The following is a 14,626-nucleotide window of genomic DNA, read 5'->3' as shown; positions in this document are numbered from 1 at the left end:
GCATGGCGGCAAACGAAAAACTATCTCCAGAGTTCGATCTGTATGCGGCATCGTACGATGCGTTGCTGGAAGATCCCATCAGGAACCGGTTCGCCCATGGGACACACTATTTCCACCAGAGAAAATGGGTCCTGATTCAGGATCTCCTGCATCGGGCTGGGCTGAATACAAGTTCGCTACGATGGCTGGATGTAGGGTGCGGCAAAGGAGAGCTGCTCGAGTTAGCGGGAAGCCATTTCGCATGGGCAGGCGGCTGCGATCCATCTGCCGCAATGCTTGATTCCAGCACCCGCTTCGAGGTGCGCCAACAGCAATCGCAGATCGAGCTTCCGTTTGATACCGGTTCAGCAGACTTCGTAACGGCAGTGTGTGTGTATCATCATGTTCCGCAGGCAGCGAGAAAGCTGTTGATGAATGAGATCAAGCGAGTCCTGTCACCCGGGGGGCTGGCCTGCATTATCGAGCACAATCCCTGGAACCCGGTCACGCGAGCCATTGTCAGTCGATGCCCGGTAGATGTCGACGCCGAACTTCTTACCGCGAGGGACGCAAAAGCGCTGATGAGCGGCTGTGGCTTTGCACCACTTTTTTCTGACTATTTTCTCTATCTTCCGGAACGCCTTTATTCTCGTATGGCTTCTCTCGAGAGCTTGCTTGCAAAGGTCCCGCTGGGCGGTCAATATGCGTTGCTGGCGCGATCGCCTTATCGGGCTTCACTTGGGTGAGCACGCATCCCTTTCGCCAGTTTCGTCAACCAACGTTGCATGGCATATCGTTATTCGCCGGAGCGCGCCTCTATCTCTCTGGCATTTGTACGACAACATCATTCGCTCGAAAGGAGAACAGCCGGCATGCAGGCAGTATGCATTCATAGGTATGGCGGTCCCGAAGAACTTGTCCTGGAGGAAGTTCCTGATCCAGTACCCGGAGAAGGTGAGATTCTGGTCCGCCTGCTCGCGACCAGTGTCAATCCAATCGACTATAAGATGCGAAGCGGCGCAACGAAAGAACGCTTTCCGCTGCAGTTCCCTGCCATTCTGGGACGAGATCTCAGTGGAATCGTCGAGTCGACGGGACCGGGAGTGACACAGTTCGAACCCGGCCAGAAGGTGCTGGCGCTGGCCTGGCACACCTATGCCGAGTTGGTGACGGTTAAGGCGAATGACGTGACTCATCTGCCCGACGGAGTCGATCCGGTTGCGGCAGCAGCTTTGCCGTTGGTCTCACTTACCGGAGACCAATTGGTCCGACGCGCGGCAAAGGTTCATGCCGGAAGAACAGTGCTTGTCACAGGAGCTCTCGGCAGCGTTGGCCGAGCCGCGATTCACTCTGCCCGCAAAGCAGGAGCAACTGTTCTCGCCGGCGTACGCAAGACCCAGATCGAACAGGCCCTGGGCTTGAATGCGAACGGTGTTTTCGCACTCGATGATGACAACGCCCTCAAGACCCTGCCGCCGCTCGATGCAGTGGCTGACACCATTGGTGGAGACATCGCCACAAAGCTGATCGCGAAGGTAAAAAGTGGCGGGATGTACGGCAGTGTCGTCGGTCCGCCGAAAAATGCGCAGCAGTTTCCAGCCATTACCGTCAATGCCATGATGGCCGTTCCCGATCCATCCAAGGTACGGGAGTTCGCTGACGACGTTCGAGATGGGAAGTTTCGGCTTCCTATCCGTACCGAACTGCCGCTCACCGAGGCAGCCGAAGCACATCGCATGGCCGAGCATGGCGGCGGATCTCAAGGGAAGATTCTGCTCTTTTAGAGCGTTTTCCTATTGCCGAGTGTCCCGGAGGGACAGAAGAGCGGCGTTCTTTGCGGAAGACGCTCATAGATGCGGAGGCCCTTGATCACACCCACAGGGGAAACGCCCTGGCTGCGCGGCCAAAAGAAAGAGGGACGGCATAAGCCGTCCCGAGACTAGAGAAATCTCTAGAACAACTGGAAGTTAACTGTGATCTTCAGCTCCGCAACTGTTGGAAGACCGTTCCTTGTCGCCGGCTGAAATCTGTATCTGCGAACCGCTTCGAGCGCCTTCTCGTCAAAGCCATGCCCTGCAGAGCTGAATACGGCGAGGTTCTGCGGAGTGCCCTTCTCATCGACGGTAAGGCTCACGATCACAACCCCGGACGACTTCGCCTCGCGCGCCTGGGATGGATACTCGGGCTCTACTGCAGAGAGCAGCACCGGCATCGTGCATCCCGAGTTCTGGGTCGTGCATGGAGCCACGGCTGAGGATTCATCGCTGATCGAATAGGTCACACTTATGGTCGTTGAAACTTCGATTGGCTGCCCATTCAACAGATAGGGCTTGTACTTCCACTGCTGCACTGCGTCGATAGCACTATCAAGAAGCGCTGTAGGACCGCTGAGCACCTGAAGCGCCATGACATCGCCGGTCTCTGAGATGATCGCATGCAACACGACGGTTCCCTCGATCCGCGCCTTTCTGGCCGCTTCGGGATAAACGGGGTTTACCGTCGAAACGATTTGACCAGCCATAATCGAAGCGGAGACCCTGATCGGTTTCTTCTTTTCCTGTTCCTTCTGATCAGCCACAGCGAGCGTCGATAAGTCAGCGGTAGTAAGCAGCGGCTGTGCGGGCTGAGCGACCTTTGCAACCATCAGATCGCTGCTCTCTTTGGAGGCCGTGTCGATGACAGAATGCACACCCGTGATGGCATGAATCATATTCAACCGGTCGACTGCGGTGAGTGAGTGTTGTGCTTGTGCACTGCTGAAACAGACACCAGCTACGATGAACGCGAGTGCAAGCACAGAGAGTACCGCAAAAGGTTGAACGGCCGGCGGATTGTTCTGGTTGAGCAGACGGCGGATACGCATCGTGAGAGAGCCTCCGTTGGCATTGAGTGTGATTGCAGGTGAATTGGACCGCTGCGCTGCAAGCTGAAAGAGCGCATGTGCATAGAGAACCGGATCGCCGGTCCAGGAGACCGCGAGATCGTCGCAGCAGAGCTCACGCTCTTTACGGATCTGGTGCGAGATCCACCAGACGGCCGGATGATAGAAGAGCAGCGATTCAGCAACGGACTGCAGGATACCGACCAGATAGTCGTGACGGCGAATATGCGCCAACTCATGCGCAAAGATAGCCTCAATCTGCACCTGAGACAGACCAGCGAGCGCGCCTATCGGGATTAGAACGACTGGCCGCAGCCAACCCACGACCGCCGGCACCTGCACCACCGCCGAGCGCAACAATCTGACAGGACGATCGATGCCGATACGTTCGCGGAGAGCAAGGAATAGATGCGTCTCTTCTATAGACGCCGGCATCGTACCAGTCAGCCTCAGACGTCTTGCAGCAGCAAGTCCCAGGCTCAGACGAGTAACGCAGAGCGCAAAGCCAAGGCTCCACACGATGACAACGACCGGCAACGAATGATCAAGCGCCTGTTCGAGTTCATCCAACCGCGATGGGGTCACTTGGACCAGGTCCTCCGGCACGCCTCCAAACCATCCATTTGGACTTACGACGGCATGCCGCAGACGCCCCCCGTCATTCACTGCTACGCGTTCGAACGTAATTGCAAGCGTGACGAGATTCAGGGCGAGCGCCGCGCAACAGACACCGTAACGAAGTTGCGGGGAATGCTTTGAGAGCAACGCGAGAACGCAAGCCAGCAGAAGAGCGATCAGCGTTCCCTGCCAGCAGAAATGAAGCAGCGTCCATCCGAAGACATGAGCAAGATATTGGCCGGTCGTCATTTCGATCCCCTTTCAAAGTCGTCGAGGATGCGCCGGATCTCAGCGAGTTCCTTCGCGGAGACCGGCTTGGAAGAGAGAGCACCCAGCACCAGGTGAGACGCCGAGCCTTCAAAGGCACGGTTCAGCAGATTGCCTGCAAGCCGCTGTTGCGTCTCCTGTTTGGGCAGGCGTGCCTCGTACACGTGGGAACGGAAACGTTCGCTGCGGCTGAGCAATCCCTTTGCAGCCATCACCTGCATCTGTTTCAGCACCGTGGTGTAGCCGGTATCACGCCCCAGAACAGCATGGACTTCACGAACCGTAGAAGGACCGGAGTTCCAGAGAACATTCAGAATCTCGAGCTCGGCCTCTGTTGGCAGCGGCAGTGGTGCATTCTTCTTCATAGCCAGGAGATTAGTACGACTATAATCGTACGTCAACGATCTTTATCGTAATTATGAAAATTACTTTCTCGGCATAAAAATCCGTCTATTAAACCCTACAGGGATAACGCTCTAAGGTCGCAGACCGCGAATAAGAATCTCCACCATGCGCCTGGCGCTGGCTGTCCAATCCACGTCCGGAGCCACGCTGCTCACTCCGTAGACCGCGCGGAGCAGATCCATAGGATCCGTATCCGGCAACACATCGCCGCTCTCGACAGCACGCCGGACCAGCGTGTTGATCGCTCCCGTTAAAACACCTGTCGTGTTTTCGTAGAGCCGCGACGGCCCTCCGGCGATTGATTCAAGAGCCGGCGCAATGATCTTCTTAGCCGCAATGTAATCGACAAAGAGCAGCAGCCACTCCCGCAGCGCCTCGATTGGCGGCATGGATGCCGAGAATCGCTCCTGCGCCTCACCCAGCTTCTCAACTTCCGAACGGTAGACCGCTGCCAGCAGATCATCACGAGTCGGAAAGTGACGATAGAGTGTTCCCGGTCCTACTTCGGCCTGTTTGGCGATCTCATCCAGACTGGCATTGGCTCCACTGCGCGTAAACGCCTTCTTCGCAACTGCAAGAATTCGCTCGCGATTCCGCAGTGCGTCGGCGCGCGGTTTACGGGCAACAGGAGGAGCGGATCTTCCAGCCATAATCTTTTTGTATCCGGAGAGAGTCTCCGGTAATCCTATCTTCCGAGCGGAGACACTCTCCGTTTTACTCCCCGGCGCGGTCCGGGTCAAAAGGTTCTATGCGGAGGAAGCAATATGGCAGCGCAGTTTGGATACACAACAACCACCGATGAGGTTCTTGCCGGTATCAGCCTGAAGGGCAAACGAATTCTAGTCACTGGCGTCTCCGCCGGTCTGGGTGTGGAGACGGCCCGCGCCCTTGCGGCGCATGGAGCAGATGTCGTCGGAGCCGCGCGTGACCTGCAAAAGGCGAAGCGAGCCACCGCAGAGATCACCAAAGCGGCTGAGGCCGGCGGCGGTGGCTTTGAGTTGATTGAGCTGGACCTCGCCAGCCTGAAGAGCGTCCGCGCGGCCGCTGACAGGCTGGTCGCTGCAGGCAAGCCTTTCGATGTGATCATCGCGAACGCAGGCGTAATGGCAACTCCCTTGGGCAAAACCGAGGACGGATTCGAGACGCAGTTCGGCACCAACCATCTGGGCCACTTTGTCTTCATCAACCGCATTGCATCGCTCATCAAGGATGGAGGCCGTCTGGTAAACCTTGCCTCATCCGGTCATCGTTTCTCGAATATCGATTTGAACGACCCGAACTTCGAAACCACTCCGTATGAACCCTTCATTGCCTATGGACGCTCGAAGACGGCTAACATTCTGTTTGCCGTGGAGTTCGACCGCCGTCATCGCGGGCGCGGCGTACGCGCGGCCGCGGTACATCCCGGCGGAATTATGACCGAGCTGGCGCGTCACATGGATCCCGGAGCCATCGAGAAGATGGTCGACGCGATCAATGAGCAGCTCGCCAACGAAGGCAAGAGCGGCTTCGAGTTCAAGACCATTCCGCAGGGTTCCTCAACCTCTGTCTGGGCGGCTGTGGTCGCCGGTAGCGATGAGGTCGGCGGTCAGTACTGCGAGAATTGCCACGTTGGCCATATCGTTGCAGACGACGTAGTGATCAGCGCCATCAGCGAAGGCGTTCGCGGCTACGCTCTCGACCCCGCAAATGCGGCAGGTCTCTGGAAGAAGAGCGAAGAGATGGTGGGCGAGACCTTCGCGTAAATCCATCTGGTAACTACAAAAGCGGAGCCACATGGCTCCGCTTTGTACTTCTACCCGATCGCTACTCAACCGAGGTGCTGCCAGTGATGAATGCGATAGTCCGTCTCACCGGCGACTGCCCCTTTCCCGCCAGACCACCGCATCTCCGCGCCGGCATCGCCCTCGAACTTGAAGCTCAGTGATCCATTACCGTATACCCGCGCCGATAGACGCCTGGACTCCGGCGCGGCTGTATGAGCTCCCACATCGGCCCAGGGCACAATGCTGCCAGCCTTCACATACACAGGAATCTTCTCGGCAGTTCGATCGACTGTAATTGTAGTGCCGCCCTTGATCAGCTCTCCTGTCCATAAATCATGCCAGTCGCTCCCGCCGGGGAAAACAACTTCCCTCTTTGCCTCTCCGGCGAACAACGGAGCCACCATCATGCGATCGCCGATCATGTATTGATCGTCCACTTTGGTCAGGCGGGCATCAGTCGGCCAGTCCATCACCAGTGCGCGGAACGGAGGAGTTCCGTCCGCCGCATAGCGATGAAATGCGCTCTTCAGATATGGGATCAGGCTCATGCGCCAGCCGATAATCTCGCGGCAGCGCGACTCAGTCGCCTCCCAGTTGGCCATGTCCTGTCCCGCATTATTCAGCTTGCGATTCAGTTGTCGCCACGGCGGACTCTTGATGTACCAACCATTCACAAGCGCCAGCGGCGAGAAGACGACGCTTTGCAGGCGCCTCAGCAGATCCTCTTCGCTGGCGGCATCGCGTACCTCCGGACACCACAGCAAACCGCTAAAGCCGGAGTTTGCCAAGCCGCGAATGAAGTCTCGATGGTTATACAGATCGCTATAGAGAACAAAGGGGTAAGGCGCAGCCAGGGCGCCGCTGGAACGCACCAGACCGTAGGTCTTCAGATTCCGCTTGCGATACTCATCCCAGATGGTGAATTGATAGCGAAGACCAAACACGCTGTGCATCTGTTCCCCATCCAGCCCTGAGGGAAAACGGCTGAGCTCAGGAAACGACCAGCCTCCGGTGTAGTCAGAGTTGTCGCATTCATCCAGCTTGAAACCGCTGACACCCGCATCGACAAAGGTCTTGCCATGGTATTCGCCGAACACGCGTCTTGCTGCAGGATCCGCAAAGTCCGGAGTCAGACCTCCCCAAACGCCATAGTCTCCCGACAGTGACCGCATTGCGGGAAACATGGGTGAAGCCGGATGGACGAAAGCGTGCTCCCAGAGATTGACGCGGCAGTTCAACGCCTTCATCTCCGACAGGAATGCTGTCGGCTCCGGAAACCGTTGCCCCTCCCACGCAAAGGTGCAGGAGTACGAGTGACTCTGCCAGCCCGGCTCCAATCCGAAGACATCGCAGGGGATTTTGCGATCACGGAACTCTTTCATGAGTGACACGACTCTCTGCGATGTCGCCCGTGAATCTGCCCGATACCAGAACCCCAGCCCCCACTCCGGCGGAACAAAACCACCGCCAGAAAAGACGTTATAACGACGCACGGCATCCAGCATGCTCGGCCCGGCGAAGAGATAGACATCGACGCCAGCGGCGTTCGGGATCTCCACCGTAACCTGCCCCTGATCGTCCGTCTCAATGTTGTGTGTGTAATTCGGATCAGGATTGACGTTGCTGACGTTCGTTGCCGGCTCCTCCGGCTTGGGCCGTGCGTTCCCGACAAAGAAGGTTGCGTAACGAGTGGTATCGACCAGGATCCCTACGCCCTTGGTCGTGACGTAAAACGGCACGGGGGCGTGAGAGTCTCCTGAATCAAACCTGGGATCGGCATTCACGCGGATGGTCTTCTTCTTCCCGCGTTGATCGAAGGAAAGAAGTTGCAACCCTAAGCCGAAGACAAGCTCGTTGGGCCGGAGCGGCAATTGAACGACTGTTCCGCGGATGGAAATAGTGCCTGAGATAGAAGGAAGTGGAGATTCGGCCACATGAGGCAGGCGATCAAATCCGTTGATCTGCGGATCCACCAGCCGGCCTGAGACCGGGGTGTAGGACTCCGGAGTTCCAATGCGTGCTCTCCATACACCCGGGCGAACCTCGGTCCAGTCTGCTGCTTGCCGTGATGACTGTTCTTTCTCCTGAGCAAACAATACTCCTGGCGTTGAGGCTGCAGCGCTCGTCATCAGGAGACGTTTCGCCAGGCTTCTTCTCGTAATCCGATTCGATGACATCGACCTTCCTTCGTATGTTGTGGTGCAAACAAATTTCGCGGCTATGGAAGAACCGCCGCTATGCCGCTCTTTACGTCCAGGGTCCACGGCCTTGGCTCAGGCAGCTTCATGTTTCCTTCCCCGATCGCGAGCGGCATCCAGATATAGCGGCTATCAGTGAGCGCAGACGGCTTCCAGCGGTCGCCGATATAGATCACGGTTGTATCTTTCGTCCCGGTAACTTTGACCAACATGCTCGACTGCGAGGCATAGGTGTTCACTTCCGGTGGAGCGACATCCTTGAACTCACTCCATGGCCCCGCCAGTGACTTGGACGTGGCATAGACGTTGGGGTTTGGCTTCCAGCCGGTGAGATGCGAGCCAAGAACGTAGTACAGCCCCTTGTAATGCACAATCGCTCCGCCTTCGAGCGGAGCCTGGATAAAGCTGACCTGCTTTTCGATCGACAGATAATCGTTTGAGAGTTTGGCGATAAAGAATCCGTGCGTCGGACGCGATTCGAAGATCAGGTAGGCAGCGCCATCATCATCGATAAACTGACCGATATCGCGGCTCTCCTGATCGAGAGGACGAAAGCTCTTCACGTACTTGTAGTCGCCATCTACCGCGTCGCTCACCGCAACGGCCACGCGCGCAAGCTTGTAGCCAGCAGCATCCAGGTGGGCATACATGACAAACTTCTTCGTTTGCCTGTTGTAGAAGACCTTCGGCCGTTCCAGAATCCAGTTGGTAAGGTTCTCAGGATTGCTCAGCTTCAACACCTGGTTGCGAAACTTCCAATGCACCAGGTCTGTTGAGGAATAGCAGGAGACATAACGCTTATCGGGATCATTCGTGGGAGTGCGGTCTTCTCCAAACCAGAAGTACGTATCCTTCACCTTCAGGATCCCACCACCGTGCGCCTCAATGGAACGCCCACGGTCATCAAGCCATACATCTCCCGGCCGAATGATCTTCTCCTGTGCTGAGCACGCTTGCTGCAACATGACACCCACACAAATGCTGGAAACCAACGTGAACAGCCACCTCGACCTCTTCATCTTCCAAGATCCTTTCCGCGAACCATGAATGCGTAAGATCTGCCCGAGCACAATCAGCGGAGCAGTCGCAGCCATTCTGCTGGCAGCGGGATTCCTGCGTCAAAGGAGGCACGCCCTGTACGAACGCGCCCCCCCCGCATTTACCAGCGGACAGTGCCGGATAACTGGACCTGTCGCGGTTGATTGCCCTGCCCCGTCGGTCCCTTCAACAGGGCGCCGAAGTTAGCATCGTTCGTAGTCTGATAGCTGTTATTCCAGACCGCATGATTGAGCGCGTTGAAAGCATCGACCTTGAAGATGAGGGTGTAGTTCTCCCACATCTTGAAGCTCTTGCTGAGATTAGCGTCAAACTCCGACGTGTTTCCGAGCCGGATGCCGAACGACGTGATCTGCTGCACCGGTGCATAGAGCGCCTTGTAGACGAAGTTCGCCTGTTGGCATCCGTAGGAGATCGCCGAGGCGCGAAGAACAATCGCTCCGGTGGTTGCATTGCGATCGCCCACGCATGGTGCTGCACCGCGAATCACCTGAGGCCCCGAACCAGACACAGTGCGTGCCATTTTGATCGGGCTCAGGCCGAAGGGAGTTTCCAGGCAGCCTGTCGATCCACCCAGACCAGCGTGCTGCCCACCGCCGCATTGCGGCTGCCATGGTCTGCCGGTCTCAAAGAGGAAGAGCCCACCGACCTTCCATCCTCCGAGAAGCGCATCTACGAGGCGGTTTGCCTGCCCGAGGAAAGATTGTCCTCTTCCGACCGGTAGCTGATAAACACCAGTGAACGTGATGCGATGATTCAGGTCGTTCTGATCCTGGATTCTCGCGTTGATGCGATAGGTGTAGTCGAGCCATCCATTGTTATCCATGATTCTGGAATAGGCATAGCTCGCGGTGGACGTAAGGCTATGGGCAAAGCGATGAGTCTCGGAGACCTGGAACGAGTTCAGCCACAGGCCGTTATGGTTCTGGGCTCCGTTTTGGAAGACCGCCGTGTACTGCGGGAAGGCTTGCTTGAAGACTCCACTCTGCACCGTGGACGCGGTGTAAAAGTTCGTTCCCTGAAACCCATTGACGCCCTTGAAGGGATTCGCCGTATTCGCAGCGGTGCAGAGAGTGGGATTGCCACCGATCTCGGCATTGCACTGCGCGTACCAGCTCGCAGGCACAACGTTGATGTCGTCGCCGGTCGGTCCCTTGGTGAAGGACTTCCCTTCGTAGCTGACATCAAGGATGTCTCCTCGGCTCAACTGCCGCTGAATACCGAGGGAGTAGTTCCAGGTCTCGCCGAAGCGCGTGTCCGGGCTGTAATAACTGATGTTTGAGCCGAGACCGGCAAGATATCCCAACGACGCTCCTGGAGCAGAAACATAGCCACCGGGAAATGGAGTATCGAGCGTTGACGTCGGCGTTGTGTAGAGGGTCGTCGGAGAGGCAGTAAGCGGCGTTGTCGCGCTGAATCCGGTCTGCGAGCCGGTATATGCCGCCCAGTTGAAGGTGCCTCCAATGCCTCCCTTGATCACAGTTTTCTGGTTGAGGCTGTACGAGAAGCCGAAGCGCGGTTCAAACAGGTACCATGCTCGCGGGATCTGGGTTCGCGGAGTTCCATTCACGCCGGAGAAGGTAAGGCCGCCCGTGTACACGCTTCCCGCCGCCGCACTGATGGGATTCACGACAGTCGAGTTGAAGGTGTTGGTATAGCGGTTGTGACGATCGACGGCCTGTGTCGGGAAGTCATAGCGCAATCCCAGATTGAGCGTCAGATTCTGTTTGACCTTGTAGTTGTCCTGGAAGAAGACGCCCCAGTAGTGGAACGAGCGGAACTCCTGCGCCGGCTGAACCAGACCGCCAGTGACCGTGTTCGGGGCCGTGGGGACAGAAGCGGTTGCCGAAAGATATCCGTGGTCCAACATAAACGACGCAATCGAGAGGCCGGAGGCGGCATCCGCCGTGTTCGCATTGCTTGCCTGCGTCCACTGCTGGTTCGAGGTGAGGGTGAACCCACCGGCATTCTGCTTCGCGGATATCTGGTACTCACGGTTGTCCAGTCCGATATGGATATCATGCGGACCGTGGACCAGTGTGATGGATGGCAGGATGCTGAGTTGATTGTGGATGGCAATCGACGTTGCCGTTGATCCCATCTGCGCAAATCCGCTGAGGCCTACTTGCGGGAAGAACCCGAGAAGGCTCTGTTGCGTCACCCCCGCAGATACATTCGGAGTCCCCAGAGAACTCGTATCGAAGGGGATGGATGCCTTGTTCTCCGCTTCGTCCATATTGACGCTCGCCTTGAAGTTGAAGACCGCGTGCGCACTGAAGGTATGTACCCAGTCGGCGAAGAAGGTCTGGAATTTCTGCCCATTCGGGAACTGGCCATAGACCGCCGGACTATTCGCGGCAAAGCCGTTTGTGTTGCTTGTCTGGAACTGATTCCACCAACCCCAGCGGGCCGATACGCGGTCGTTCGGACTGAGATTGTGATCGAGTTTGATCATGAAGTTCCGGTAGATGCTGGGAATCGATCCGTTGAAGTAGTAGTTGTTCTGCCAGGGAGCCGAGCCCGCAGGAGCAGCGACATTCGGAGCCGGATAGTACTTGAGGATATTCAGAGCCGCCGTATTCACCCGCGATACAGGAATGGAATAGCTATTCGGCGCACCCTCGCTGAGAAACGACTTACGCGCCGCGGCATTCGGAGATGCAGGGTCGTAGAGCGTAATAGCCGCACCATTTCCCTGGACGAGGCCATTGAACTGGTAATAGCCATTGATCGGCGTGAACCATGATGCTCCACCAAAGACTCCGGGAACCGACGTTGTGATCGGATTTGGCGTCAGGTTGCGGAAGTTCTCAAACGCGATGGTGAAGAAGGTTCTATCGACACCGTTATAGACGAGAGGGATACGAACCGGTCCATCGAGCTCAAAACCGTATTGGTTGCTCTTATGACTCGCCCTCGGTCTTCCGAAGTAGTTGTTCTGGTAGCTGTTCGCATCCAGGCCGGTGCTCTTGTAGTACTCGTACACGGTTCCGTGCAACGTATTTGTTCCGCTCTTCAAGTGGACGTCGAGATTGCCGGCCGTCGCAAAGCCTACCGCACCGGCGTCATACGGCGTGGTGTCCACAACCATCTCCTGGACGGTATCGACCAACGGAAGGTACGACATCGTCTGGAAGCCGGTGGACATGTTATTTACACCGTCCATGTTGATCGACAGCGCCGAGCTGTTCACCACCAGGCCGCTGGTGATATTGCCATAGGGAAGCTGATTGTTAAGGCCGTTCTTGCTGCCTACTCCTGGGACTGCGATGGTGCTGACCATCACGTTCCTGGCGTTGAAGGGCAGATCAGAGACCGCTGTACCTTCGATCACCGCTTGCCTGTCGGCCGAGACCGTGTCGAGCGCCAGGGTGTGCGCCGTTGTGGTGACGGACTCCGTCGTCGCACCGATCTTCAATTCAAGATCGACTGACCGTAGTTGTCCGACGTTCAGAATGACTCCGGTCTCGATGGCGGTGGTGAAACCTGGCCTTGCGGCCGAGACTGTGTAACGTCCGGGAGAGAGATAAGGCGCGACCCAATCTCCTGTTTTGGAGGTCTGTGTCGTCGTCACCACCCCCGTCTCTTCATTCGTAATAGTTACGGTCGCCTCGGGAACAACAGCGCCTGAGGGGTCACTGACCCTCCCGAGAAGCCGCTGCAGGACCTGTCCATGTAAGGAACCGATTGCTCCGGCGAACAGAAGGCAGAGCATACCGATTGCGAACGACCTGACTGCCAGATTCCAACCCCACCGTTGATGACTTGCTATACGTGCTTTCACTGAAAGCCTCCTAATGAGCATCCGAAGGACAGGGAGCATCTACTCGTCAAGCACCCTGTTCCTGAACGTCGCCGAGTCTCTTTTGCTGAAATCGGGGTGTCAACGTTTGGAACAGTTCAGCCGTGCAGAATGGCCGCATCATGAAGCTCATCAATAACTTGCGCGCTTTTACAAAGAACGTTACGAGCACGTTACGAGCGTGATATGCTTGGTTTCCCAACGAGAAGACAATGACTTCCTCTTTAGCGCAATCGTCAGCGCACGCGTCGCCCCCTTCCCGGGAGCAGGTAGACGCGGCTCTAGATGAGCTGGCGAGAATTTTGACCAGCGATAGTTTTTCGAGCAGTAAACGGTGCAGGGATTTTCTTGAGTTCGTCGTCAAGCATGCCCTTGCCGGCGACGCCGACAGCCTGACCGAACGGTTCCTGGGTGTAGAGCTCTTTGGCCGGGCGGTCGACTATGAGACCGCAACCGATTCCATCGTCCGGGTAAGGGCGAACGATGTCCGCCGGAGACTAGCGCAGTACTACTCCAGTCAGCGATCTGCGACGCCGGTGCGGATCGACCTGATGGCCGGGGGATATATTCCGGAGTTTCATTGGAAGCTTCAGGAGACGCAGAGCCAGCCCTCGCCCCAGCCCAACTCAGCCCTGCCCAGCCCCATCGATCGGCCGCCGGTCTCCCTTCAGGAAGACCACCCGCACGTCGCAGCAACCGAAGAGTCGGTCGGTCAGCACGCGACGATGCCGGGACGCGTCAGGCTCTTCTGGGGGAGCGGAGCCGTTGCCCTTATCGTCGTGGCCGTATGGATGACGCTTGCGCTTCGCCCCCACACGACCAACTTCGATCGTTTCTGGCAGCCCATCCTGGATGCTCCGTCCTCGCCGGTCGTCAGTCTGCCGACCACCGATACACTTCAGTTCCAACCCAACGCCATGCAGCAGTTCTCCCGGCTGAAACCGGGCGAGTCAATAAATCTTGGACTGGCGGACGTTCAGACCTTTCATAACTGGCACGTCTCGTTACCGGTCCTTCAGGCGACACTGTCGGTTACGCTTGCGTTGGAACGGAAGGGCAAGACTCCCCTGGTTCGCCAGGGTACCGATCTGAAGATGGACGAGCTTCGCGGCCACCCGATCATTGCGATCGGCTCATTCTCCAATCCCTGGACCCAACAGAATGTTGCCGGGCTGCGTTTTACCTTCGACCGCGGCGACTCTGACAGCGGGCCGCCGCGCATCCGGGACGCCTTCAACCCGCAACGGTCATGGTCCCTGCTTCGCACTTATCCGGAGCCGCAGGCGAAAGACTATGCCATCGTGACCCGGACCTTTGATCCAGTGACGCATGAACCCTTCCTGTCCCTCGCCGGACTGCACAGCTTCGGCAATCAGATCGCGGGAGAATTCGTCTCGCAGGAGTCGTCCTGGAATGAAGTGGCCGCGCGGGCGCCCGCCGGCTGGGAGAAAAAGAATCTGCAAGTGGTCTTAGAGACCAATCTGGTGGGAACAACGACCAGCTCTCCCAAAATTGTGGACGTTTATTTCTGGTAGGAACAACGACCAGAATCTCTTTCGGTCGTTCTAGAACAGTAAAAAGCCCCTCCATCGCGAGGGGCTTTTTCTCAGCCATTGCTGGGCTTCGTCGGGGGCTCGCCACCGTCTGAACCATC

The 14,626-nt window shown here is 57.1% G+C and carries 10 protein-coding genes; 4 read left to right on the top strand and 6 right to left on the bottom strand.

The window, feature by feature from the left end; translation table 11 throughout:
• Nucleotides 1-2: 2 nt before the first annotated feature.
• Entirely contained in the window at nt 3-725 is a 723-nt protein-coding gene (locus tag FTW19_RS07675) for a class I SAM-dependent methyltransferase (RefSeq protein ID WP_147647073.1), read from the top strand.
• Nucleotides 726-851: 126 nt separating this feature from the next.
• Nucleotides 852-1,763 carry an NADP-dependent oxidoreductase gene (locus FTW19_RS07670; RefSeq protein ID WP_147647072.1) on the top strand — a complete coding sequence of 304 codons (912 nt, stop codon included), beginning with the start codon at nt 852-854 and terminating at the stop codon, nt 1,761-1,763.
• A gap of 167 nt (nt 1,764-1,930) precedes the next feature.
• Here FTW19_RS07670 and FTW19_RS07665 read toward each other — a convergent pair whose 3' ends face one another.
• From FTW19_RS07665 to FTW19_RS07655, 3 genes are all read right to left on the bottom strand, one after another.
• Nucleotides 1,931-3,727 (bottom strand): M56 family metallopeptidase, encoded by a 1,797-nt coding sequence (locus FTW19_RS07665; protein ID WP_147647071.1) that lies wholly within the window; start codon nt 3,725-3,727, stop codon nt 1,931-1,933.
• Nucleotides 3,724-4,110: a BlaI/MecI/CopY family transcriptional regulator gene (locus FTW19_RS07660; protein WP_147647070.1), complete on the bottom strand. Its 387-nt coding sequence runs from the start codon at nt 4,108-4,110 to the stop codon at nt 3,724-3,726. The genes FTW19_RS07665 and FTW19_RS07660 overlap by 4 nt, the downstream gene beginning before the upstream one ends.
• A 111-nt stretch (nt 4,111-4,221) precedes the next feature.
• Complete coding sequence (locus FTW19_RS07655; protein ID WP_147647069.1) at nt 4,222-4,800, bottom strand: TetR/AcrR family transcriptional regulator; 579 nt, start codon at nt 4,798-4,800, stop codon at nt 4,222-4,224.
• Nucleotides 4,801-4,914: 114 nt separating this feature from the next.
• Between FTW19_RS07655 and FTW19_RS07650 the strand changes: the two genes are divergently transcribed.
• The gene (locus FTW19_RS07650; protein ID WP_147647068.1) at nt 4,915-5,895 is read left to right on the top strand and encodes an SDR family NAD(P)-dependent oxidoreductase; all 981 of its coding nucleotides are present in this window, start codon (nt 4,915-4,917) and stop codon (nt 5,893-5,895) included.
• Between the two features lie 65 nt (nt 5,896-5,960).
• On the opposite strand, the gene FTW19_RS07645 is transcribed toward FTW19_RS07650, so the two are convergent.
• From FTW19_RS07645 to FTW19_RS07635, 3 genes are all read right to left on the bottom strand, one after another.
• Nucleotides 5,961-8,093, bottom strand: coding sequence for a TIM-barrel domain-containing protein (locus FTW19_RS07645; RefSeq protein ID WP_147647067.1), 2,133 nt, complete (start codon nt 8,091-8,093; stop codon nt 5,961-5,963).
• Nucleotides 8,094-8,134: 41 nt separating this feature from the next.
• On the bottom strand, nt 8,135-9,133 hold the full coding sequence (locus FTW19_RS07640; protein ID WP_147647066.1) for a family 43 glycosylhydrolase: 999 nt from the start codon (nt 9,131-9,133) through the stop codon (nt 8,135-8,137).
• Between the two features lie 140 nt (nt 9,134-9,273).
• Entirely contained in the window at nt 9,274-12,954 is a 3,681-nt protein-coding gene (locus tag FTW19_RS07635; protein ID WP_187143351.1) for a carboxypeptidase-like regulatory domain-containing protein, read from the bottom strand.
• A 230-nt stretch (nt 12,955-13,184) separates the two neighbouring features.
• Between FTW19_RS07635 and FTW19_RS07630 the strand changes: the two genes are divergently transcribed.
• On the top strand, nt 13,185-14,507 hold the full coding sequence (locus FTW19_RS07630) for a hypothetical protein (protein ID WP_147647064.1): 1,323 nt from the start codon (nt 13,185-13,187) through the stop codon (nt 14,505-14,507).
• Nucleotides 14,508-14,626 lie beyond the last annotated feature (119 nt).

The organism is Terriglobus albidus (genome assembly GCF_008000815.1).
GTDB classification, from domain to species: domain Bacteria; phylum Acidobacteriota; class Terriglobia; order Terriglobales; family Acidobacteriaceae; genus Terriglobus; species Terriglobus albidus_A.
Note: the sequence above shows the minus strand (reverse complement) of the source record. Positions and strands in the feature narration are given on the sequence as shown.

Excerpts from the sequence above, each read along its gene's own strand:
- FTW19_RS07675 (WP_147647073.1), top strand. The coding sequence starts at position 3 with ATGGCGGCAAACGAAAAACTATCTCCAGAGTTCGATCTGTATGCGGCA.
- FTW19_RS07670 (WP_147647072.1), top strand. The coding sequence starts at position 852 with ATGCAGGCAGTATGCATTCATAGGTATGGCGGTCCCGAAGAACTTGTC.
- FTW19_RS07665 (WP_147647071.1), bottom strand. The coding sequence starts at position 3,727 with ATGACGACCGGCCAATATCTTGCTCATGTCTTCGGATGGACGCTGCTT.
- FTW19_RS07660 (WP_147647070.1), bottom strand. The coding sequence starts at position 4,110 with ATGAAGAAGAATGCACCACTGCCGCTGCCAACAGAGGCCGAGCTCGAG.
- FTW19_RS07655 (WP_147647069.1), bottom strand. The coding sequence starts at position 4,800 with ATGGCTGGAAGATCCGCTCCTCCTGTTGCCCGTAAACCGCGCGCCGAC.
- FTW19_RS07650 (WP_147647068.1), top strand. The coding sequence starts at position 4,915 with ATGGCAGCGCAGTTTGGATACACAACAACCACCGATGAGGTTCTTGCC.
- FTW19_RS07645 (WP_147647067.1), bottom strand. The coding sequence starts at position 8,093 with ATGTCATCGAATCGGATTACGAGAAGAAGCCTGGCGAAACGTCTCCTG.
- FTW19_RS07640 (WP_147647066.1), bottom strand. The coding sequence starts at position 9,133 with ATGAAGAGGTCGAGGTGGCTGTTCACGTTGGTTTCCAGCATTTGTGTG.
- FTW19_RS07630 (WP_147647064.1), top strand. The coding sequence starts at position 13,185 with ATGACTTCCTCTTTAGCGCAATCGTCAGCGCACGCGTCGCCCCCTTCC.